The 20,043-nt window shown below is 40.9% G+C and carries 17 protein-coding genes; 5 read left to right on the top strand and 12 right to left on the bottom strand.

All coding sequences use genetic code 11. The features are described 5' to 3' along the window. Window positions 1-32 precede the first annotated feature (32 nt). The 6 genes from FLL45_RS12560 to FLL45_RS12535 all read right to left on the bottom strand — a co-directional run bounded on the left by FLL45_RS12560 (window position 33) and on the right by FLL45_RS12535 (window position 8,730). Window positions 33-458: a group II truncated hemoglobin gene (locus FLL45_RS12560; protein WP_142942406.1), complete on the bottom strand. Its 426-nt coding sequence runs from the start codon at window positions 456-458 to the stop codon at window positions 33-35. Between the two features lie 146 nt (window positions 459-604). Continuing rightward, window positions 605-1,471, bottom strand: a complete 867-nt coding sequence (locus FLL45_RS12555) for a sterol desaturase family protein (RefSeq protein WP_142942405.1) — start codon at window positions 1,469-1,471, stop codon at window positions 605-607. A gap of 73 nt (window positions 1,472-1,544) precedes the next feature. After that, a complete protein-coding gene (locus tag FLL45_RS12550; RefSeq protein ID WP_142942404.1) occupies window positions 1,545-3,425 on the bottom strand; it encodes a GMC oxidoreductase in 1,881 nt (626 codons plus the stop codon). 52 nt (window positions 3,426-3,477) lie between these two features. After that, window positions 3,478-5,721, bottom strand: coding sequence for a GMC family oxidoreductase (locus FLL45_RS12545; protein WP_142942403.1), 2,244 nt, complete (start codon window positions 5,719-5,721; stop codon window positions 3,478-3,480). 266 nt (window positions 5,722-5,987) lie between these two features. Continuing rightward, window positions 5,988-6,590 (bottom strand): DsbA family protein, encoded by a 603-nt coding sequence (locus FLL45_RS12540; protein ID WP_142942402.1) that lies wholly within the window; start codon window positions 6,588-6,590, stop codon window positions 5,988-5,990. 43 nt (window positions 6,591-6,633) lie between these two features. Beyond that, a complete protein-coding gene (locus FLL45_RS12535) occupies window positions 6,634-8,730 on the bottom strand; it encodes a winged helix-turn-helix domain-containing protein (RefSeq protein ID WP_142942401.1) in 2,097 nt (698 codons plus the stop codon). A 322-nt stretch (window positions 8,731-9,052) separates the two neighbouring features. Between FLL45_RS12535 and FLL45_RS12530 the strand changes: the two genes are divergently transcribed. Next, entirely contained in the window at window positions 9,053-9,454 is a 402-nt protein-coding gene (locus FLL45_RS12530; RefSeq protein WP_142942400.1) for a winged helix-turn-helix domain-containing protein, read from the top strand. A gap of 132 nt (window positions 9,455-9,586) precedes the next feature. Here the strand turns inward: FLL45_RS12530 and FLL45_RS12525 are convergent, their stop codons facing one another. The 5 genes from FLL45_RS12525 to FLL45_RS12505 form a co-directional block, all read right to left on the bottom strand. Beyond that, entirely contained in the window at window positions 9,587-12,424 is a 2,838-nt protein-coding gene (locus tag FLL45_RS12525) for a TonB-dependent receptor domain-containing protein (protein WP_142942399.1), read from the bottom strand. A 270-nt stretch (window positions 12,425-12,694) separates the two neighbouring features. Then, window positions 12,695-13,120: a DUF1801 domain-containing protein gene (locus FLL45_RS12520; RefSeq protein ID WP_142942398.1), complete on the bottom strand. Its 426-nt coding sequence runs from the start codon at window positions 13,118-13,120 to the stop codon at window positions 12,695-12,697. A 55-nt stretch (window positions 13,121-13,175) separates the two neighbouring features. After that, complete coding sequence (locus FLL45_RS12515) at window positions 13,176-13,715, bottom strand: DUF924 family protein (RefSeq protein ID WP_142942397.1); 540 nt, start codon at window positions 13,713-13,715, stop codon at window positions 13,176-13,178. Between the two features lie 63 nt (window positions 13,716-13,778). After that, window positions 13,779-14,261, bottom strand: a complete 483-nt coding sequence (locus FLL45_RS12510) for a PAS domain-containing protein (RefSeq protein WP_142942396.1) — start codon at window positions 14,259-14,261, stop codon at window positions 13,779-13,781. 150 nt (window positions 14,262-14,411) lie between these two features. Further along, complete coding sequence (locus tag FLL45_RS12505) at window positions 14,412-16,733, bottom strand: efflux RND transporter permease subunit (protein WP_142942395.1); 2,322 nt, start codon at window positions 16,731-16,733, stop codon at window positions 14,412-14,414. 184 nt (window positions 16,734-16,917) lie between these two features. On the opposite strand from FLL45_RS12505, the gene FLL45_RS12500 reads away from it, so the two are divergent. Both FLL45_RS12500 and FLL45_RS12495 read left to right on the top strand, forming a co-directional pair. Continuing rightward, complete coding sequence (locus tag FLL45_RS12500; RefSeq protein WP_142942394.1) at window positions 16,918-17,421, top strand: gamma-glutamylcyclotransferase family protein; 504 nt, start codon at window positions 16,918-16,920, stop codon at window positions 17,419-17,421. Window positions 17,422-17,427: 6 nt separating this feature from the next. Then, window positions 17,428-18,285: an alpha/beta fold hydrolase gene (locus tag FLL45_RS12495; RefSeq protein ID WP_142942393.1), complete on the top strand. Its 858-nt coding sequence runs from the start codon at window positions 17,428-17,430 to the stop codon at window positions 18,283-18,285. A 69-nt stretch (window positions 18,286-18,354) separates the two neighbouring features. Here the strand turns inward: FLL45_RS12495 and ung are convergent, their stop codons facing one another. Continuing rightward, window positions 18,355-19,059 carry a uracil-DNA glycosylase gene (gene ung, locus FLL45_RS12490; protein WP_246075824.1) on the bottom strand — a complete coding sequence of 235 codons (705 nt, stop codon included), beginning with the start codon at window positions 19,057-19,059 and terminating at the stop codon, window positions 18,355-18,357. A 130-nt stretch (window positions 19,060-19,189) separates the two neighbouring features. On the opposite strand from ung, the gene FLL45_RS12485 reads away from it, so the two are divergent. Continuing rightward, window positions 19,190-19,639 (top strand): GNAT family N-acetyltransferase, encoded by a 450-nt coding sequence (locus FLL45_RS12485; protein ID WP_142942392.1) that lies wholly within the window; start codon window positions 19,190-19,192, stop codon window positions 19,637-19,639. A 108-nt stretch (window positions 19,640-19,747) separates the two neighbouring features. Then, complete coding sequence (locus FLL45_RS12480) at window positions 19,748-20,038, top strand: DUF1244 domain-containing protein (RefSeq protein ID WP_142942391.1); 291 nt, start codon at window positions 19,748-19,750, stop codon at window positions 20,036-20,038. Window positions 20,039-20,043: the final 5 nt, after the last annotated feature.

Genomic DNA, 20,043 nt, shown 5'->3' with positions numbered 1-20,043 from the left:
GGCCTAATTGGTTGAATACAGCGACGATGAAGTCATTCTTGATTGGTCGGCTTTCGCGCTTCAATTACCATCAATATTCGCTCTGCAGGAACTCGTAACTGAGTAATCAGGTAATCTGAAAACTCATCTGAGTAGTCTTGCAGCTTAATAGCTTGGATCATGCAGGACATCCATTGCTCTAGTGTATCACGGGTGATATTAAGGTGTTGATGAACTATCGGTATACTGATCGGCCCATACTTTTCACGATACAACCGAGGTCCCCCTAACCAACCGGTTAAAAACACAGCCAGCTTATCCTCGGACTGCTGAAGATCGGTAGTGTGTAAATTCCTTAATTGTCGATATTCCGGTTGTGAATCCATTAAGCGATAAAAATCACTGACTAGCTGACTAATTCCGGCTTGTTGGCCCGCGGCTTGATAAGATGCGTCTTCGACGCCGAATTGAAGATTCATTGTAAGTGAGTTAACGATAACTTATCACAATCGCAGATAAATAAAGAAAAACGATACATCAATAAATTATAGCGGGGTGGAAGCGTGATTGTGAACCTGATAATACTAAAGCTTTGCTTTAATGAGAACCCGGTAAAAGCACCAAACTATCGTGATTTTACCGCTTCTTGATTTTTCGGTTCCCACCCTGGCTCCTTGACTAAATAGAATAATTTATTTTTCCAGCTTGGTTCAGCTTTAATATCGCGATAAATATCTTTAAATTCCCGAAAGTTAATCGTTATTGGATTATATGAAATTGGCTCTTTAGAATTGATCAATTTTGTTGTGCCATAAACAGGCTTTTCGGCTTCCCGAGCATAAGTCCCGTAAAGTTTATCCCAAATAATAAACATAAAACCAAAGTTCTTATCGATATACTGTGGGTTAATCGCATGATGTACTCGATGGTTGGAAGCGGTATTGAAAATACCATCCACGAGTGGAATTTTTCCGATATAGTCGGTATGTATCCAAAATTGATAATAGCGTATTAATGCCATCGCTAAGATACAGGACACCGGATCAAATCCTATGACCGTCAATGGGGCAGACCAAAGCCAGCGATAGGCCAACTCAATCACCGACTGTCTCACTGAGGTTGAAAAATTAAAGTGTTCTGACGTATGGTGAGTGCTATGCGTTGCCCAGAGTATCCTCACCATATGAAATGAGCGGTGCTGCCAATAGCCAAAATGATCCGCCAATAAAATAATCAAAGGCCATGCCCACCAATAGCTCATGTCGATGCTCATAGGTGCAAAACGATGAAAAAAGCTGAACCCCCAATAGGTAATCGGTATCCAGGCTACTTTTTGCAGCACTCGACCAATGACCCCGACAAAGATGTTAGCGAACGCATCAGAAAAATTAAACTGACTGCGATTAACAAACAACCGGACTAACATTTCGATCAGAATTAAGGTCACTAGCATGGGTACATAGTAAGCGGATAAAGTTTCAACAGCTGTCATTTGTTTCCTATTTCCCGTTACTCGGCTATCTGACAATTGAATAACAATCTAGCGCGATTATTGTTGCACCAACTTAAATTAAATTTTTTGTTGGTACTATTCCGGTAATGTCCTCAGCAATCATTTCTGCTAAGGCCCCAATTGTAATCGCAGGATTAGCGCCAAGCGACGAAGGGATCACAGAACCATCGGCAATAAAAAGATTCTGATAATTAAATACTCTGCCTCTTTCTCCCAACGCTGCACTCACCACACCCTCATCACTTGAGTCAGCCATTACACACCCGCCCAATGGATGGACCGTTAAATTTCGTCGAAAGGGCCAGGTCCATGTCGGAAATGCAATGGCTTGTTTAGCGTCAATTGCTCGTTTCGCTTGTTTGGTCGCTTCAATAATATCCTCATATAAACTCATATTCTCATAGTAAGGCCAATTTAATCGTAAGCCGTTAAACCAGTTAAGAGAAACCTCACCAGCGGCATTATCTAACCCTACGTGTACTTGAACTAAAATATCCTGATTGCCATCGTCTTTCGCTAGCATTTGTTTTAAATGGCGTTTCACTAAATAGCTAGGCGATGTGAGCTCGACGATATCGCTTAAAATGCTCAGCGGGATAGCCATATCTTCTGCGATAAATTGTTTCGCTTTAATTGGTTGATCGCTTGTGTGGTCGATGTACTGAACAATCGTTGGCCCTCTTGAAACATCAGTGGGAACTTTTGATCCCCACGCAAGAGTAATAAAGTCGCCATTACCTGAGTATTTTTGTCCGAGTTGATCGCTCACTCTGGGTAAGGTTTTGTAAGCTTTTTTATTTTTGAAGAGAATTTCGCTCGAGCCATAGGTACCAGCTGCTAAAATCACTCGCTGACTTTTTACTCGCTTGGCTGTTTTGCTGATGAGATCAACCATATAAATATGAAACCCATAGCGACCATCCGCGCGCTTTGACTCTTCTCCGAGTTCATTGAGCGGAACAATTTTTTCGACTAGGTGCTCTGTTTGAACCTGCATACCAAAATAATTTTCGGCAACATAAAGATAATTTAGATCTAAAGAATTCTTTGATTGATAATTACAACCAACAATGCATTCCCCACAATAGTTACACGAAGTTTGCTCAGCACCATAACGATTTTCGTCAATTGTTCCAGCGGGTGTCGGATTGGCAGGATCATTACCAAAAAATACACCAACATCAACATCAACTCTATGCTTGCCAGCATCGCTAGCAATCGTTTCGAAAAGGGCTTGGCGGCTAAGTTGCCTTTCCGGTTCATCGGTTTTGGGTAATTGATTGGCACCTAAACAAGATTTAAATAACTCAAAATAAGGTTTGAGTTTTGCTCGCTTTATAGACTCTGGCCAAGTTTGATCAAAGTCTTCACTCACCGGCTCGATGATCCCGCCGCCATAAATCAGCGAACCACCACCATAACCCGCAGCAACCAATGTATCCATATGATCGTAACTACGAAAATCAAAAACACCGCGCTGCTCGCCCCAAAGCGGAAAAAGACGAGGAACATTATCGCCGGGAATCCGCCAAAATCCATTGCTCAACTCTTTAAATGTTCGCGGAAAATCATTACGCCCATAGCGCTTGCCACGCTCGACCATCAAAACTTTCCCCGGCCAACGTTTACTGGCTCTGGCCGCGGCAACTCCGCCACCAAAACCAGAACCGACGATCACAACTTCATAGTCATACTCCTCTATCGACAATGGAAAATCAGCGATGTTGAGTGGCTCTTCATTTTTCTCAGCGGTTTTTCCTTTCGCCTGTGTACTACTCACCATCGAAGCCGCAGCAATTGTGCCGACCATTGCACCGACAAAGTCGCGACGTTTTAAGTCGGACTGGTGATTACTTGTCGCTACCTTGTCGATATCATAAGAATCATTGTGAGATTCCCCCAGTATGTTTTTCTGATCATCATTATTATTCATTCTTTGATCCTTTTTTACTCAAACGATTATTTTTATCTTTGCTTGTAATGAGTTATTCTTGATATTCAGTGATAATGTCATCAGCCGCTTTTGCACTCGCAAGGTAAATCGGAAGTGCGATAAAAGTCCCCGGTATTCGAGGAAATATTGATGCATCAACGACTCGAAGCCCTTCAGTCCCTCTTACTCGAAACTGCCCATCTAATACCGCAAGCTGGTCATCATCTCCTCCCATTCTTGCAGTCCCACAGGCATGATGTCCCCATGATTCATCTTTTATCCATTGACCGATTTCTTCATCCGTTTGTAAATCAGAGCCAGGCTGAACTTCAGTAAAACTAAATCCATTTTCTTCAATCATTTGATTAATTTTTCTCACATGCCTAACGCCTTCGATTACGGCTTGCAAATCTAAGTCACTAGCATTAGCGGGCCCACCCTGTGCTTGAGTTCCCTCGTTACCATCTTCAAAATAATTAAAATTAATTTTCGGCCTATCGGTAGGGTCAGCGGAAGCTAAAGTGACGACTCCACCACGATTTTCTGTATGGCCTTTCAGGATTAACCAACTCCACTTGTCACCACTCTGATGCGCTTGGCTGTATTGATTAAAATAGCCACTAAAGTCGACCGGACCGGCAAACATATGAAGGTCTTCTTCTTGACTATTCGCAGATTTTTTAACCATTGAAAAAACCGTTCCATTGGTCGCATAGAATCCAGAGCCTTGCTGTAAGAAGATACGACTCGCCAACCATTGATATAAACAGGGATCGGTGAGGATATTGTTAATATTACAAGTTTGATGAACTTTAAATTTTTGAGCCGCTTGATTAATGACGGCGACTTCATAACGATCTTGTAAATTTTTTCCTACGCCTGGAAGATCGACACGCGTAAAAATATTAAGGTCTTCTCTTTCGAGCTCTTCTCTCGGACCGATGCCCGACAACATTAAAATTTGAGGCGTATTGAATGTACCAGCACTTATAATGACTTCTTTCGATACGCGAACTTCAACTCGCGGAGCCGCATCGGATTGACGATACAAGCGATCAGCTTTATAAACATTGCTCCTATCAATAAACTCGACACCAACTGCCTTACGACAACTTTCGGCACATTGCCAGCTTTGCGTTTGTTCATCGAAGGTGGGCTCCTCTTGCCAGAGAACCTTGGTTACAAAAGCCGATGTTTTTACCGTTAGATAGGGTTTGTTCGTTTTTGGATTGATAAGATTGTGTTCCTCACAATAGCGCTTAGCTGAATAGTGCGACTGTGCAGGAATTGCTATGTTATCTTTTATACAAGCCGATCTTAATACCATTTCGCGAGTACCATTTCTTTGTCCTCGGTTTGTCGCAGTAGGAATAGACCAAATTCCCGTTGCCTGATCATTCGCAATCGCTTGATTAATATCTCCAACTAACGCATCCTCTGCAGTAGCTTCCGGCGGTATGTTAGGGATCTCATTACCATCAAAACCGGTTTTTATTGAAGCGTCGATAATCTGTTTGACTTGACTTCCGTGCATATTAAGAAACTGTTCTGGCTGAGGATGACTGACTTGCAAACCGAGTTCATTTTTTATTTCTTCATAATATCGGCTCATATTTGTCCATTGCCAATTAGGGTCACTCGTCAATTGGGCGATATAGTTCCAATCACTATTTTTAGGTAGAACCGTTATCATTGCATTATTGACAGTTGATCCACCAAGTGCGCTTCCCCTTGGATAAAATAATCCATGAGAATTTGGGTGTGAACTAGGGCAAGTGCAACTGTCTCCATTAGCACTCATTACACAACGCTTTACGGCACCGCGATCATTACTGCACATCAATTTGCTATCACGAACAGCTTGCTGATTCGTTGAATAATGGTCGACGTGAAAGTTCCAACTTAAAAAAGCATCTTCAGAGGCTCTTGCATGCCCGGCTGGTATCCCATAAAAGGGCCAAGATCCTTTATTTTTTCCAGCCTCTAATAAAAGAACAGTATGTCCCGCTCTTGCTAACTTAGCTGCTAAGGGACCACCACCAGCACCTGAACCAACAATGATAAACTCGTACTCGTCTTCAACTTGTGTTTTTGACAAAGGATGTGAGTCTTGAGGGCTGTTAGACAGTTGAATTTTCCGATACTTTTCCTCGAGTAACTGCTCGCTATTTGAAAAGACTTGTGATGAAACTATTGTGCAAAATAGTAGGCAAGCAGTGAACAGCGCTTTGCCGGTTTTGCGTAACGCGATCGATAGACGATTGAAGTAATTTATTTTAGTTAGATAAAAATTCATTGTAGTTTTCCCAAGGCTTTATTTTCTGCCTTCGATAAACCACAAAGCTTCACTAGGTATCAGTAAACCATAAAATTGATTTATCGAAGTTTCAGCTCATGAATCTAAGGGATTAATCCCGTTCAAGTTTGACGTCACGTGTCAATTGCTTGTCTCAAAGTCACCAAGTTGCTTAACTTTAGATTAAGATGTGTTCTATCAAGATGATTATCTTGGTAGTGAGATAGAAGTCTTACAAGAAACTATTTTTTGTTGTGTTATCTATTTTATTGAGAATAAGCAGCATCAATTTCTCGTTTTAGCTCTTCAAAACTGTGCTCACCTTTAATAACCTTACCATTGACGATAAAAGTTGGTGTGCCTTGTACATCATATTTTGCGATTGCCGCTCGTTGCATTGCATAAATATTTTTTACAGTGTTCTCATTTTCAAAGCACTGTTTAAAATTAGCAACATCAGCATTCACTTTAATCAAATGCTTTTTAAACACACTATATTTATCTTTTGCGATATACCATTCGCGAATATTGTTGTACAAACTGTCAAGCACTTCATAGTATTTATCGCCAGAACACTCCGCGGCTACTGCTGCCTGTAAAGCTATTTTACTTGTCGGGAAATGTCGATAAATGAATTTTACTTTGCCCGTATCTATGTAGGCCTCTTTTATTTTAGGGAGCACCTTACGATGGAAGCCGATACAATGATCGCAAGTCAATGAGCCATACTCAATTAAGGTAACGGGACTATCTGTGTTACCTAGCACAGACTCTTCCGCTTTAACGAATAACGACATGCTTAAAAGCAGTAAAACAAAACAGCGCTTTATTATATCGTCTTTTTTTAGAAGCTTTAGTTTTAATCGCATATTAGGCTCTTATTTTAATTTATAGCTATTCAATAGTACGTAATTATTCGTTAACTGGTTCCAGCAAATAAATAGCAGGGCTCTTACTCTGGTTTCCCCCTGCAAAGTAAATGTCTTGGGTTTGTGGGTTTATATTAAAACTGCTTAGTCCGCGCAAGAACAGACTTTGTAACTCTTCTGCAATAAGCGCTTGTTGACCTTCAAAGTCATCTAGATCTAGCCTCGCGATGTTCACCTTTGCTGTTTGCTCAGAATCGCGCGTTGTAATAAAAGAATAATACAAGAATTTATCCACGATATACCAATGAACTAGTCCTAAACCATCATCAATGGTACGCATTTCTCCTTTTGGATTGATAACCGTAATTCGTCCATGAGCAACCCGTTGAAAAACTAAAAAACCATCCTTAACTTGAAACCGATACAGACTTTGTGTGTCTGGAATAAAAAAATCATTTCCGCTCCCATCGGTAATGTTTACCCCATTTGACTGGTTGGTTAAATGGTATCGAGTAACAACGCCCTCTCGCTCTTCGATATAAACCGGTTGCTGATGTGAATTTATGACTTGCTTAGTTTGCGTATCAATTTCGATGGCTGAAACGTCTCCTTTTGCAGATAGACTGACCAATAATTTGCTGTGATTATCGAACCATTGATATTCAAAAATAAACTCGCCATTAAGATCTGTTAGCAAAACCTCCTCTTGCGTTTCGAGGTTTTTCTTGTAAATGTTAAATTTACCATTCTTATTGCTCACATATGAAATCCATTGACCATTCGGAAAGATATAGGGTTGAATCTCAGTGACTGTCGACTTGGAATAATTAGACTCGTTACGCGTGTTGTGGTCCAAACGCATAATCTCATGGTTCCAACTATTTTCCGAAGTAACGATTAGCTTATTAAGAGGATCGTAATCAAAATCTAATACTGCCCCCTGATACACCAATTCTTTGACTCCGCTTTCAATATCGATGCGGTAGATGCCTTGCTGGTTGGCGTAAAATTCAGAAAACATGAGGGTCTGAGCATCCTGCCAAACGACTTGAAATATCGAATCCTTAGACTCATAGACCGCTCTCAATGACTTGGTTTCTCGATCCCATAAAACTAGCGATTCATTTTTTAATACGTAATCTCTTTTCACCGCTGCAATTAATCGGTTAGCCGGTCCGACTCTTGGAAAAAGTAATGAGTGATTGGCATCGGGCAAAAAAACCCGATCAACGACATCTCCAAACAAAAAGTCTACTATTTGAATATTAGAGTTGATCTGGTTATCAATGTTCGCATAGGTCATTAAAACAATGCTTTTACCATCATCGATCCAATCGATATTCGGTGGAAAACCGCCCCTGCAACCAATCAACATTCGATCTTTTTGGTTATATAAATTGCGTACTCGGACTTCACACTGACCGCTTTCATTCCATACAACATAAGCCAGTTTATTTTGATAAATGCTCGGACTAAGCAATTGTTTTTCAAGTGACAATGCGGAAATTATCGAACTCGTTTGACGAGAGTCTAATTCAGTGACCGAAATGTTGTATTGTTCACTTGAATAGTTTTCGCTTACAACAACGTTCGCCCCACTGACAAACCTAGGCCTTCTTTCGGCGTCTAAGCTACCGATGAGTCTCGACTTTTTAAGTTGTTGAATATTGACCTGCTCGGTTTGTTTTGGGGACGATTGAAACCAGATTAAAAGCAAGACAGTTGCTATCAATAATACGGCAACCGCTAGGTAAATTCTCAAACCGCTAAGATAAGTTCGCGTTTGAGGTGATTCTGCGATAGTCGATTTTGCAGGTTGTAAATCGGCAAATTCGATTGGCGCGATTACCCGGTACCCTTGTTTAATGACGGTTTCAATGAATCGAGGATTTCTCGGTGAATCACCTAACTTTTTTCTCAAGTCGGCCATTAGCCGAGTAACCAGTTCATCGGCATTGATTTTTTCGCCCCAGATAGCCTTTATTATTGATTCTTTACTGACGGGCAGTGGATAGCTGTCAGCCATTAGCAATAACAGCTCAAACTCTTTAGGCGCTAACCGAATTGACTCTTGATTAATTTTTATCGAATTGAGGGATCGATAAATATAAATGGTCTGTGTTTGTTTATCTTCTTGCATTACCACTGCTTGCTTGTGAGGTCACTCATATAACTAAGGCGTACCGACTGGTTGTCTTTGTTAAACTAAAAAATAAGCACAATCAACGAGAATTAAATTTAAATGCTCAAATTCAACATTTATTAAATTTGCTTGTTTTACAGTCTATAAATATATAAGAATCAAAGACATGAGTCTATTGTGAGAAGGCTTTTTCAAGCAAAATTCAGGCTTTTCACCGATAAATCCTCTGCATTTGGCTAGTTGCTTTCAATAGCATAGAAATCTCAAATTTAAATGTCCCAGGGAATTAGTTAGCCAGTATGATAGGAGTATTTTCATAATGACACTTACAAAATTTGATATTCAAAAGACGCTTAATAAAACTGTCGCATTCAATAGTATCGTTCCAATTGGTAACTTTGATTTTGATGAAGATTACCGCGTTTTGAGACTGAATAATCACACCTTTGAACTACGCAATAAGCTTTTTTCAATTATGAGTTTTTTAGCCTACTCGGATGGAAAACTGATCCCGCGAGATGTGATAATTAATAGCATTTGGCGAAATAATGAGCATGTGGGACAAAAGAGTCTTACTCATTCAATTTGTATGTTAAGAAAGATATTCAATCAAGATCCAGAGCAAAGTGTTCAAATCATCACCATTAGCAAAACAGGATATCGACTCGTCGTCAATAACGTGGCAAGCGCTATAACCAAGGAGATTGTGACTCAGGATTAAATGACAAACAAAACCTGGTATACCGAGATAGGAACTTTGAAATGGCTTTTAACGCGCACCTCAACTTTTTGTGGTATTCATAAAAAAAGCAGCGCCTAAGCGCTGCTTTTTTAGCTTTCTAACAACCGAATATTAGAAAGTATGGCTTACTCTTAACAAAAATTGTCGTCCTAAGGTTCTAAACGTACCTTCATCAGAGTTAGTGTTAAACCCGGACTCGATATAAATGGGATCTTGGTCTAACAAATTCGCTATCGCAAAAGTAAACTTTGTATCGCCTTCTGGAAGCGTATAACTAGTATGTGCATCAAAATAGTACACATTTTCAGTTTCATAAGTATTCGCGAAGAAAGTTAATGGCACTGTTAATTTGCTGATGTAGTCCATCGATAAACTTGCCGAGAATTGATCTAAACGCCAGTCAGCAGATAGCTTAAACTTATCTTCCGGGAAGCTCGCATCGAGGCCACTATTGTAAGTACCCTCAAGATTAAGCGGAGTTCCGCCTTCAAAAGGCACCTGAGTTCTCTCAATCATATGCGAGTAGATCAATCGAGTATTGAACGAACCAATGCTGGTCTCAAACTGATAATTAGCTTCAAGATCAATCCCTTCGGCTTTCTCAAACGCAACATTTTGCAAAAATGCATTCACGTTAGTCACTGCACCTGGGTTTCCTAAAACACCGGTAACATCACGTGTAATATTGTCACAAAGTTGATTAAAATTAGCGCACAAGTTTAATGCATTTTGAGCTGAAATAGATTGAATACCACCATCCAATTCAATTTCCCAATGGTCTAATGTTAAATTAAGCCCATCTACAAAATCAGGTGACCACGCAATACCAAAAGTTTTCGTTGTACCTTCTTCTGCTTGTAGGTTGGGGTTACCACCACTGGTTTGGGTGAACTGAGTATCTTGTTGATTCCAGCCGCCATCTGGTACACCTTGACCAATACAGTTTGATTGCTGTGTTGGCGTTAAAGTCGACCAATTGCTTGCTCTACAGGGATCCGAAACCGTTGGTGTTGCGCCTTGGCTTTGCCCAGCAAAGAGTGAAGATATTGTCGGTGCTCTAAACACATCAGAAGTGGTCGCCCTTATCAAGAGTCCATCGGTCGGTTGCCAACGAATACCAAACTGAACGGTTGTTTGCTCGCCAAAAATAGTATTGTCATCGGAACGCGCACCGATATCTAATTCAAGCGACTTCGCGCCGGCAACATCACTTAGAATTGGAACCACGGCCTCCATAAAAATCGTATCCGTTTTGTAACTACCTTGACGTGCAGCAGCCGTACCACCGGTTACCGCCCCAAGTGACTTCGCTGAATCGGGAATAAAGCGAGTCCAGTCCGTTCGGTTCTCGATACCAATACTTGCAGACAAAGTGCCCGCAGGAAGTTCAATCACATCTCCAGTGAATGTTGCATTCCAGATATCCAGCTCCGTATCAAAACGATCATTTAAGGTCACGCTGATGTAGTCGAGCATATCTTGAGTCACAGTGCCACCACCGCCGAATAGATTCAACGGAACACAACCTGCGATTACATTACCTGGCGTTCCGCAAACAATATTTCCTTCAGCATCCATAAATGATGGGCCCAAAGCACTTTGCAAACGCGCGCCTGAGAATTGCCCAAAATCGGTATCAATTCGCGAGCGCTGACCTGAGGTAAGCGATATATCATAAGCCCACGAGGTATCTCCAATATTGCCTTCTAAACCAAGTGTCGCTTGATATTGATTAACATCTGTATTAAATCGACGACCACCCGTTTCCAACATACGTCGTCTTACCCTTACCACATCCTCGCCAAACGGATTGTAATAGTTATCGGCAGAAATTCCTTGAGCGCCATTTGCTAAGGTGTAACCTGGGTTACTCGAAGTATCATAAGGTGATGGCGCCAGTAAGGTTTCTGACCCGCGATCATTGTAACGAAAGTCCATATATAGATTGGCATATGAGTTAACTTCATAATCCGCAGATGCAAAGAATGAAACCCTTTCAAATGGTGTTTGAATATAATTAACCGGCGCATAGTTCCACAAATCGTTACCTGGTGCCAAACTCAGGTTAGCGGGTCTAAAGTCACTTGGCGATGTCCCCGAAGCGCCATCAATTAAAGTGATCGGACCGCCCCCACTGGCTAAATCAAAAACGCCTTGGAAATTCCTTGTACTCCCAAACTCGACAACAGCAGGGTCGTTAACCGATGGTAACCGGTAGCTTGTATAAAGGGTCGGGTCAAAAACAAATAGCGGATAATTGTACATATCGTATTTAGTGTCACCTTGAAAGATTTCATCTTGTCGGTCCCACTCTAGCCCCCAAGTGATGTTTCCTTTTTCGTAATCTGCCCCATTGATTAAACCCGTTCGAATTCGTTGACCGCCGCCATCAACATCCTGGTAACGCGAAATCTCAACAGTTGCTTCTGAGCCGCTGAAGTCGCGACGAGTGATAATATTGACAACACCAGCAACTGCATCAGCGCCGTAAACGGCAGAAGCACCATCTTTCAATACTTCAACCCGTTCAACCATAGTCAGCGGTATCGTTTGCAGATCTCCCCCATCCACGACACGCCGCCCATTAACCAAAGTTAATGTTCGTGCGGCGCCCATACCTCGGAGGTCAACGGTTACTGCACCACTACCGCCATTGTTTGTTTTGGTGCCGATCGGCGAACCACTTGAAGAAGGTAAGGTTTGTAAGAATTCACCTAAATTATTCGCCGTTGATAATTCGAGTGCTTCTCGCTCGATAACCGTCACTGGGTTCGCCCCTTCAATATCAGCTCGTTTGATTCTTGAGCCGGTAACCACAATCTTTTGTGCTTCGTCTTCTTCTGCTTCTTGGGCGATTACTACCACTGGCGCAGCTAAAGACAAACTCGCTGATACCAGTAGCGTATTTCGCATACTTTTTATCAGCTTTCTTAATTCAATCGTTTTCATTGTTATATTCACTCTTGATTAGCTAGGAGTTAGAGAAAAAAGCGGCCTGGAAGAATTAATTGGCAGATTGATTCCTTTGGCCGCAACAACCAGGGAATCTTGTTTTCACAAGACAGTTCTATGAAAAACTAATTGAATTATTAGAACAATAGCGTGGAAATTTAATGTTCATTAAATATCCATTGAAATATTGAATTTTGATTTAATAAAAATTATTGGCGGGTTTTATTCTGCTGGATGCTTTGTTGGCAATGTACGACGACTTGACGATTACGCTGACTTCTCACTTCCTAGCTTAGCATCAAAATAAGCGTGCTTAATCATTTTTTTGAGGACTTCGATATCAACATCTTCAAGCTTATTGATATAGAGGCAGCTCTTACCAGTCTTGTATTTACCCAGTTGACTTAACAACTCATTGTATTGAGAAAAGCCGTTCATAATATAAAGTGTTGTGTTGGCCTTTCTCGGCGAAAAGCCTATTCTCATCCAGGTACCTTCTCTACCACTGGCATACTTATAGTCATAACTGCCAAACCCAACCATACTAGTTCCCCACATTACCGCTTTTTCACCCGTAATATCTTTCATCATTTTTAAAATTTGCTTGGCATCCTTACGACGCTTTTCATTTTCGACTGAGTTTAAAAAACTGGTGACTGAGGTGTTGTTTTTTCGGGTCTTTAGTTCTGACATTTATTTTTCCAATTTCACTTTTTAGTTTTACATTTCCTAACTAATTTACATCACCTTAAAAAGAAGAGCCGGGTTGGCTAAGAAATTCAAGTTCTTCAGCTGTCGACTCTCTTCCTAAACATTGATTGCGATGCGGGTATCGACCAAATTTTTCAATAATGACTTTGTGTTTAAGTTCATAATCATAATTATCTTCAAGTCCCGGCTGACTGAATAGCTCTACTGCCTGCTGGTGTACCATGAATGATTCTGAGTGCATTAATGGCATGTAGAGAAACTTGCGTTGATTAATTTCAAGCTTGATATCATCACCCACTCGAACTGCTTCTTGAGTGAGCGCAACGGCGAGTGCATCAAACTTAAACGCTTGGGGTAAATCCCTAAACATATTTCGAGAAAACTGATCTAGAACAATAATCTCGGCAAGCCTTCCTTGCGGAGAATCTCGCCATTCACTTAATTCGCAACGAGTCGCTTGGTAATAAGTTTCTAGAAAACGCTCTCTGATAATTTGATCAAAATTCCGATCTTTTTTGAACCAACTAGCGGGTTCAATTTCCTCAAACCAAAATCGAATAACATCCTGCCATTGCATACGTGATATACCTGTTTTAATCAGCTAACTGTTTTTATGACAAGCTGTTTCGACTAAACGGATCTACTTGAGCGAACTCGGGAAACTCAAATCAACAAAGTGATCAACTTCATTGTGTGGATCGCGAGAGTCACTTCCAAAACAACAAACGCCTTTAACCGTACCGTCTTTAGTTGTCAATAAATGGTTGGTCCATTTGAAGGGGATAATACTGCCATCGGCGGTTAAAACATCATTAGTATTGGTCGAGTAAGGCGCTATGTTTCCATTAATAACCTGTTCAAAAACCATGATAATCTCTTGCCGCTGTTCACCGGGAATGAACTTGGTCAACCAACACTCTCCATGGTATTGCTGAATCGGTATATTTAACATCGAAGCCCCCTCGGGATTCAAATAGGCCATTTTCGCCTCTTGATTGACCACTAAGGTCAAAATAGGTAAATCATTAAATACCGAAAACAACTCTCCTACCTGATCAGCATGGGTCGTAAGGCAGTCTAATATCGAATAATCTTCTACTTGATGAAAGCGCGTTAAATCCATGAGTCGTACTCTATATAAGTCCGTACATCCTTCCTTAGCATTTTAACCAACCTGATTGTTTGACTAAAATGAAATCCCCTTTTCATCAGCGTATACCGACAACTCAAAGCTGTCAAATTTGGCCAAACTAATTTTCCTATCGAAGTCAAATTAGCGAACAAGCGAGTTAAAAAGTGAATAGCGTTTTAATTTTCCTTTATCAAAATAAAGCAGAAGCGGAGGTAACAATAGAAAATCGACAACTAGTGCAAATATTAAGGTTACTGCCATAAGGATACCTATCGTTGCGGAGCTATTCATATGAGAAATAGCAAGGATCAAAAACCCACCAGCTAAAGCTGTGGTCGTCGTTAATAATGCAATACCTACCCGTTTAAATGCACTCCGCAACGCATCTTCTGCAGAATTTCCAGCACGCCGTGCGAGTATATATTTATGCAGAAAATGAACTGTATCATCTACCACAATCCCCAAAGTAGAGCATGCGACGATAGACAACGCGATATCAACATAGCCAAACGTCATTCCCCACAAGCCATAAGCCATTGCCGCCGGGATCAAGTTTGGGACGAGACTTATCATTCCAAACTTCACTGATTTAAGAACCACGATAAGAATTAATGAAATCCCGACTAAGGCTAACAGCGTTCCTTGCAGCAAGCTCACAATATTTCGTTGTGCGATATGCGCAAATACGACGCCTAGCCCTGTCGCAGGAGAAAGTTTAATTGCTGGTGCATTTTCTTGCAGCCATTGCTGCGCCTTAGCATCTAGCGCTAACAACTCATCGGAACCGGCTTCAGATATTGAAACCGAAAAACGAGTTGCGCTTTTGTCCATTGTGATTTGGTTGGTGAGATCAACACCTGCAGGTAAGCCAAACTCATAAAATAGTAAATACTGAGCAGCAAGTTCTGCTGATTCGGGTACTTGATGAAAGTCACTATTATCATTATGCATTAATTGGTTGAGATCTTTCATCAAATGAGTGATTGAAGTTACTTTAACGACTTTGTTTTGTGTTTCAAACCAAGCCTCAAACGCTTCCAGTTGTTGCATAAATTTCGGATCAAAAATACCGCGTTCAGTATTTGATTGAAACGAGTATTCCAGTACATTGATACCGCTCAGATATCCGTCTATTCTTTTAACAAGCTGCATAATCTCAAAACTATCGTCAAAATAAGTCGACCAATTATCACTGAGTTTATTATTCGGAATAAAATACACAAGCCCAATGGTTAGCAAGCTCATAACGATTAAAAAACGCTTCTTATAGCGTATAATTACCTCAGCAAAATCGCTCATAAAGTGTCGATGCGGTTTATCTGCAGCTTTACCGACCGGTAACACCATCATAAGTGCGGGCAATAGAGTCACACTAAAGAGGAGAGCGATAAAAACACCAAATGCGACCATATTTCCCAGATCCCGATACGGTGGTGAAGTACTAAAATTAAGACTCAAAAAACCAATGATTGTCGTGATACTGGTAATAAAGACAGGCATAAAGTTGATCTTTAAACTTTCCAGCATTGCTGTTTTTTGATCTTTGTTATCATGCAGCTGGTGATAATAAGTCACTAATATGTGAACACTATCCGCGACCATAATTGACAATAAAACCGATGGGGCAAACCCTGCGATTGGCGTTAATAACGGAGCAACCCATCCAAAAAAACCAAATGTCGCTAACAAGCAGCTCGTGATTAAAATGAAGATCGCAATTGTCCCAACCATACTTCTTAGAAATAAAAATAATCCTGTAAAGACAATGATGTAGCTCAGCGGTACAAGGGTTGTTAGGTCGCTTGCTACAGCTCTTGCCAGTGTGGCATTGAGCGCAGTTGATCCCCCATTATCAATTTGGAATTGCGGATATCGCTTTCGAAACTTATCGCGAATTGTTTCCATTTGCTCGGTGACCTTGAGCGAAGGATCGGCCTCGTCTTTGGGTAAATTCAAGATAATAAATACTAAAGCTAATTTACCATCGGCGGTCATAAAATTTTTAATAAGACGCTTTTCAGCGAAGGCAATTTCTCTGACCGCCGCTATTTGCTGATCAGAAAGCGATGAAGCCTGCTCAACTAAATACCTGCTCTCAATCTCATCGTTTGAAGACGTCGAATAAACATAATTAGTGAGTGAGGAAATTCGATAGGCATAAGCAACCTGCTGAGATGCTTCCGTCAATTCTTCAATTAATGTTAAACCCGCTCGAGTGAAAACATCTCCTTCCTTCGCGGTGACGACAAAGGTGGCCGAATCTGACTTAACATAATCTCTTTCAAATTGCTCAAACGCTTGTAATTGCGGGTTATCTTTACTGAGATAGACCCGAAAGTCATTGCTTATGCTAAGGTTGGGTAACCCCGTGAACAAAGCAATCAAAAACACCAAGGCAATGATGATAGTTTTAATTGGTGACGCTAGGACTTTGCTGTAAAAAGGATATAAATATCTTTCCATGGCTGACTCTTCGCCTTGCTTATCGCTGTCGCTCAATATGCGACATACATAGCACTCATTCTAGCGGATTTAATAAACCGCTGTAATCGATGATTTGTCAGGATGGCTTTTGTACAATAAAACATCCATATTATTAAATCACCCGATGATAAAATTGAACTTTGTCTAACCGCGACCTTTTATCATGTTATATTTTGCTTATGGTTCTAATATGTCATTGCAGCGAATCGCAGCAAGAGTTGATGAACCGAGAATTATTTCTAGCGCCGTACTTTACGGCTATGACCTTAGATTTAACAAGCTTGGACAAGACGGTTCGGCCAAGTGCAGCATTAATTATACTGGAGAATCTGAGTCTCAAACCTATGGTGTTGTCTTTGATATTAAAAACCAAGATAAATTAAACTTAGATCGATTTGAGGGGTTAGGCCAGGGTTATCGACTCGAAACCGTCAATGTCACTGATGGATACGGAAATCAGTTTAAAGCTATCACTTATGAAGCGACCCGATTCACTAATAATTTACGGCCTTTCTCATGGTACCATCATCATGTGCTCAGAGGTGCTCAAGAGGCAGACCTACCCAGCGATTATCTGGAAAAACTGTATCAAGTTAAGACTTCTCTTGATAACAACCGTGAAAGACATGTTAAAGAATTGGCTATTTATAATAAGAGTAGATTTTAAACAACAATGAATACCCCACCAAAGACTTCCAAATCACGTCAAAATACACCAATTTTTGACCTTAACAAAATCGCTTTTGAGAATAAGACTCATCAGAATAAATCGCACTTGCCCCCTTTTGTTTTCATTCATGGCAACAGTCAAAACACCTCGTGTGGTCGAGATTTGTTCGATTATTTTTATCACCGAGGACACGACGTTATTGCCTACGATTTACCTGGACATGGCGATTCACCGATGCAAGCAGAAGACTATCATTTCAATGATCTTGTGACGCTTAACCAGCAAATTATTACAAGTCTTGACCTCAACAAGCCCATTTTATGTGGTCACTCACTCGGCGGAATGATTCAAGCTGCGACAATTGTTGATAAAAACTTATCGGCAAGTAGTTTAATATTTTGTGGAAGTTATGATGCGAGTCCAGTACAAGCCGCCCTTGCGCAAAGCCAAAACGCTGAAGCCCAACAAATTTTTAGCAGTCTCGATCAATATATTGCCGAAGCATTTAAGTTGTATAAAGGCCCTAAGAAATACGACTTCTTTAGCAATTTATCACTTGAGGATGAACTAATCGCAATATTTAATCGACGATACACGCATCCCATCGCCAACCAGATAAACTTAACAACGTTAAAAGACTATAATGTTCGAAGTCAACTCGCCGAGAAACAACTACCGATTTTAGTCTTGCATGGTCAAGAAGAAGATATTATTCCGGCGGCGCTAGTCAAAGTAATGCAACCTGCCTACGATACGATGGAGGTAGAGTGGTATCCAGACGGTGGTCACTTTGCATTTTATCAACAGCCACAACTCACCCGAGATTTTCTCGATAAACATTACGACTTTCTGCAAAGCTAAAAACCGAAAATAAGCAATCAATATACTTGTAACCCACTTATGCGCTATTGAACCATACATCAGTGATGTTTACTCAATTGCAGGAAGTCGCCAGTCAATTTCCGATTTGTTTTGCTGCTTAAGCAATTCATTTGCTTTTGAAAAATGCCGACACCCCAAGAAACCACGGTGTGCAGATAATGGCGAGGGGTGTGGTGCTTGCAACACATGGTGTTTAGTCTGGTCGATAGCTCTCCCTTTCTTTTGCGCATGAGCCCCCCACAATAAAAAGACGATTCCTTCTCCCTGGTCACTCAAACCTTGAATTACGCGATCAGTAAACTGCTCCCAGCCAAGGTGTTTGTGAGAATGTGCGTTCCCTTGTTCAACCGTCAGTACGGTATTTAGTAACAAAACACCTTGTTCCGCCCATGACTCTAAGTAGCCATGATTAGGAATATTAAATCCTTGAATGTCCGTTGAAAGCTCTTTATATATGTTCACTAGCGATGGCGGCGCTGGTACACCAGGTTTCACTGAGAAACATAATCCGTGCGCTTGGTTCGGACCATGATAGGGATCTTGTCCTAAAATAACGACTTTGACAGACTCGAAAGGCGTGACTTTAAAGGCATTAAAAACTTCCGGTTGTGGCGGGTAAACAGTGATCCCCGCTTGTCTTCGTTGCGCGACGTAGTCTAAGGTTTGTTGAAAGTAATCTTGTGATTTTTCGGCGGCAAGAATATCTGTCCAGCTAGTCATCAGTTCGTCATCAGAGTGAATTATTAGCGGCATATTATGCACATTCACTCATACTTTGCCTAGTAACCCGCCTCAGGATAATTTGAGCGAGAATATATTCGATTACAAAATCATCATAGCTGAATACTGGACAACCTATTGCGGTAGCAAGGATAATCGGAGCATGCAAAAAATACAGTTTACCCGTTATCAGCCACAATTCTTCGATACTTGCTTGCAAATATTCGACAGCAATATTGGAGATTATTTCGCGCTTCACGAGCGACAAGACTTTATTGATTTTCTCAACCAATTAACCGACGAGGATCAGTATTACGTTGGTTTATACGACAACCAAGTTGTTTGTAGTGGCGGCTGGGGACAAAAATCCGATGGCTGTTATTTACGCTGGGGCATGCTTGATAAAGGTAAACATAAACTAGGTCTGGGTCGTCAACTTCTTGAATTTCGATTGAATAAAATCAAATCTGACTGTGGTGATGTCGATGTTTTAATTACTACATCCAGTGCTGCCCAAGGTTTTTTCCGACATTATGGTTTTGAGACCATGGAGACGACAGTTAATGGGATTGCCGAGGGGCTCGACCAAGTAGAAATGCGCAAGCGGGGTTAACTGACTTGAGCGAAAATCATACCATTTCGACTATCAGCTAACACGCATAAACTCGGTGATTTAGATTCACTTTTTTAATCAAATAACACTTTTAATTAGGCGAACATTATGGAACTAAAACCAGAAATCGAAGCGGCCGTTTTCAGGCGTTTACTCAATCACCTTGATAACCATAAGGAAGTACAGAATATCGAATTAATGATACTCGCTGATTTTTGTCGTAACTGTTTAGCAAAATGGACTGTTGCTGAGGCAAAAGAAAACGGTGTAGAAATTGACTATGAGCAAGCGCGTGAATACGTTTATGGAATGCCTTACGCTGAATGGAAAGAAAAATATCAAACCAAAGCAACGCCAGAACAACTTGCAGCGTTCGAAGCAAGAAATAAAAATTCATAAAACGC

Source organism: Aliikangiella marina, from assembly GCF_007004765.1.
Taxonomy (GTDB): Bacteria; Pseudomonadota; Gammaproteobacteria; order Enterobacterales; family Kangiellaceae; genus Aliikangiella; species Aliikangiella marina.
Note: the sequence above shows the minus strand (reverse complement) of the source record. Positions and strands in the feature narration are given on the sequence as shown.

What these genes read in the sequence shown, in the direction of transcription:
- FLL45_RS12560 (WP_142942406.1), bottom strand. Translation starts at nt 458, where the DNA reads ATGAATCTTCAATTCGGCGTCGAAGACGCATCTTATCAAGCCGCGGGC.
- FLL45_RS12555 (WP_142942405.1), bottom strand. Translation starts at nt 1,471, where the DNA reads ATGACAGCTGTTGAAACTTTATCCGCTTACTATGTACCCATGCTAGTG.
- FLL45_RS12550 (WP_142942404.1), bottom strand. Translation starts at nt 3,425, where the DNA reads ATGAATAATAATGATGATCAGAAAAACATACTGGGGGAATCTCACAAT.
- FLL45_RS12545 (WP_142942403.1), bottom strand. Translation starts at nt 5,721, where the DNA reads ATGAATTTTTATCTAACTAAAATAAATTACTTCAATCGTCTATCGATC.
- FLL45_RS12540 (WP_142942402.1), bottom strand. Translation starts at nt 6,590, where the DNA reads ATGCGATTAAAACTAAAGCTTCTAAAAAAAGACGATATAATAAAGCGC.
- FLL45_RS12535 (WP_142942401.1), bottom strand. Translation starts at nt 8,730, where the DNA reads ATGCAAGAAGATAAACAAACACAGACCATTTATATTTATCGATCCCTC.
- FLL45_RS12530 (WP_142942400.1), top strand. Translation starts at nt 9,053, where the DNA reads ATGACACTTACAAAATTTGATATTCAAAAGACGCTTAATAAAACTGTC.
- FLL45_RS12525 (WP_142942399.1), bottom strand. Translation starts at nt 12,424, where the DNA reads ATGAAAACGATTGAATTAAGAAAGCTGATAAAAAGTATGCGAAATACG.
- FLL45_RS12520 (WP_142942398.1), bottom strand. Translation starts at nt 13,120, where the DNA reads ATGTCAGAACTAAAGACCCGAAAAAACAACACCTCAGTCACCAGTTTT.
- FLL45_RS12515 (WP_142942397.1), bottom strand. Translation starts at nt 13,715, where the DNA reads ATGCAATGGCAGGATGTTATTCGATTTTGGTTTGAGGAAATTGAACCC.
- FLL45_RS12510 (WP_142942396.1), bottom strand. Translation starts at nt 14,261, where the DNA reads ATGGATTTAACGCGCTTTCATCAAGTAGAAGATTATTCGATATTAGAC.
- FLL45_RS12505 (WP_142942395.1), bottom strand. Translation starts at nt 16,733, where the DNA reads ATGGAAAGATATTTATATCCTTTTTACAGCAAAGTCCTAGCGTCACCA.
- FLL45_RS12500 (WP_142942394.1), top strand. Translation starts at nt 16,918, where the DNA reads ATGTTATATTTTGCTTATGGTTCTAATATGTCATTGCAGCGAATCGCA.
- FLL45_RS12495 (WP_142942393.1), top strand. Translation starts at nt 17,428, where the DNA reads ATGAATACCCCACCAAAGACTTCCAAATCACGTCAAAATACACCAATT.
- ung (WP_246075824.1), bottom strand. Translation starts at nt 19,059, where the DNA reads ATGCCGCTAATAATTCACTCTGATGACGAACTGATGACTAGCTGGACA.
- FLL45_RS12485 (WP_142942392.1), top strand. Translation starts at nt 19,190, where the DNA reads ATGCAAAAAATACAGTTTACCCGTTATCAGCCACAATTCTTCGATACT.
- FLL45_RS12480 (WP_142942391.1), top strand. Translation starts at nt 19,748, where the DNA reads ATGGAACTAAAACCAGAAATCGAAGCGGCCGTTTTCAGGCGTTTACTC.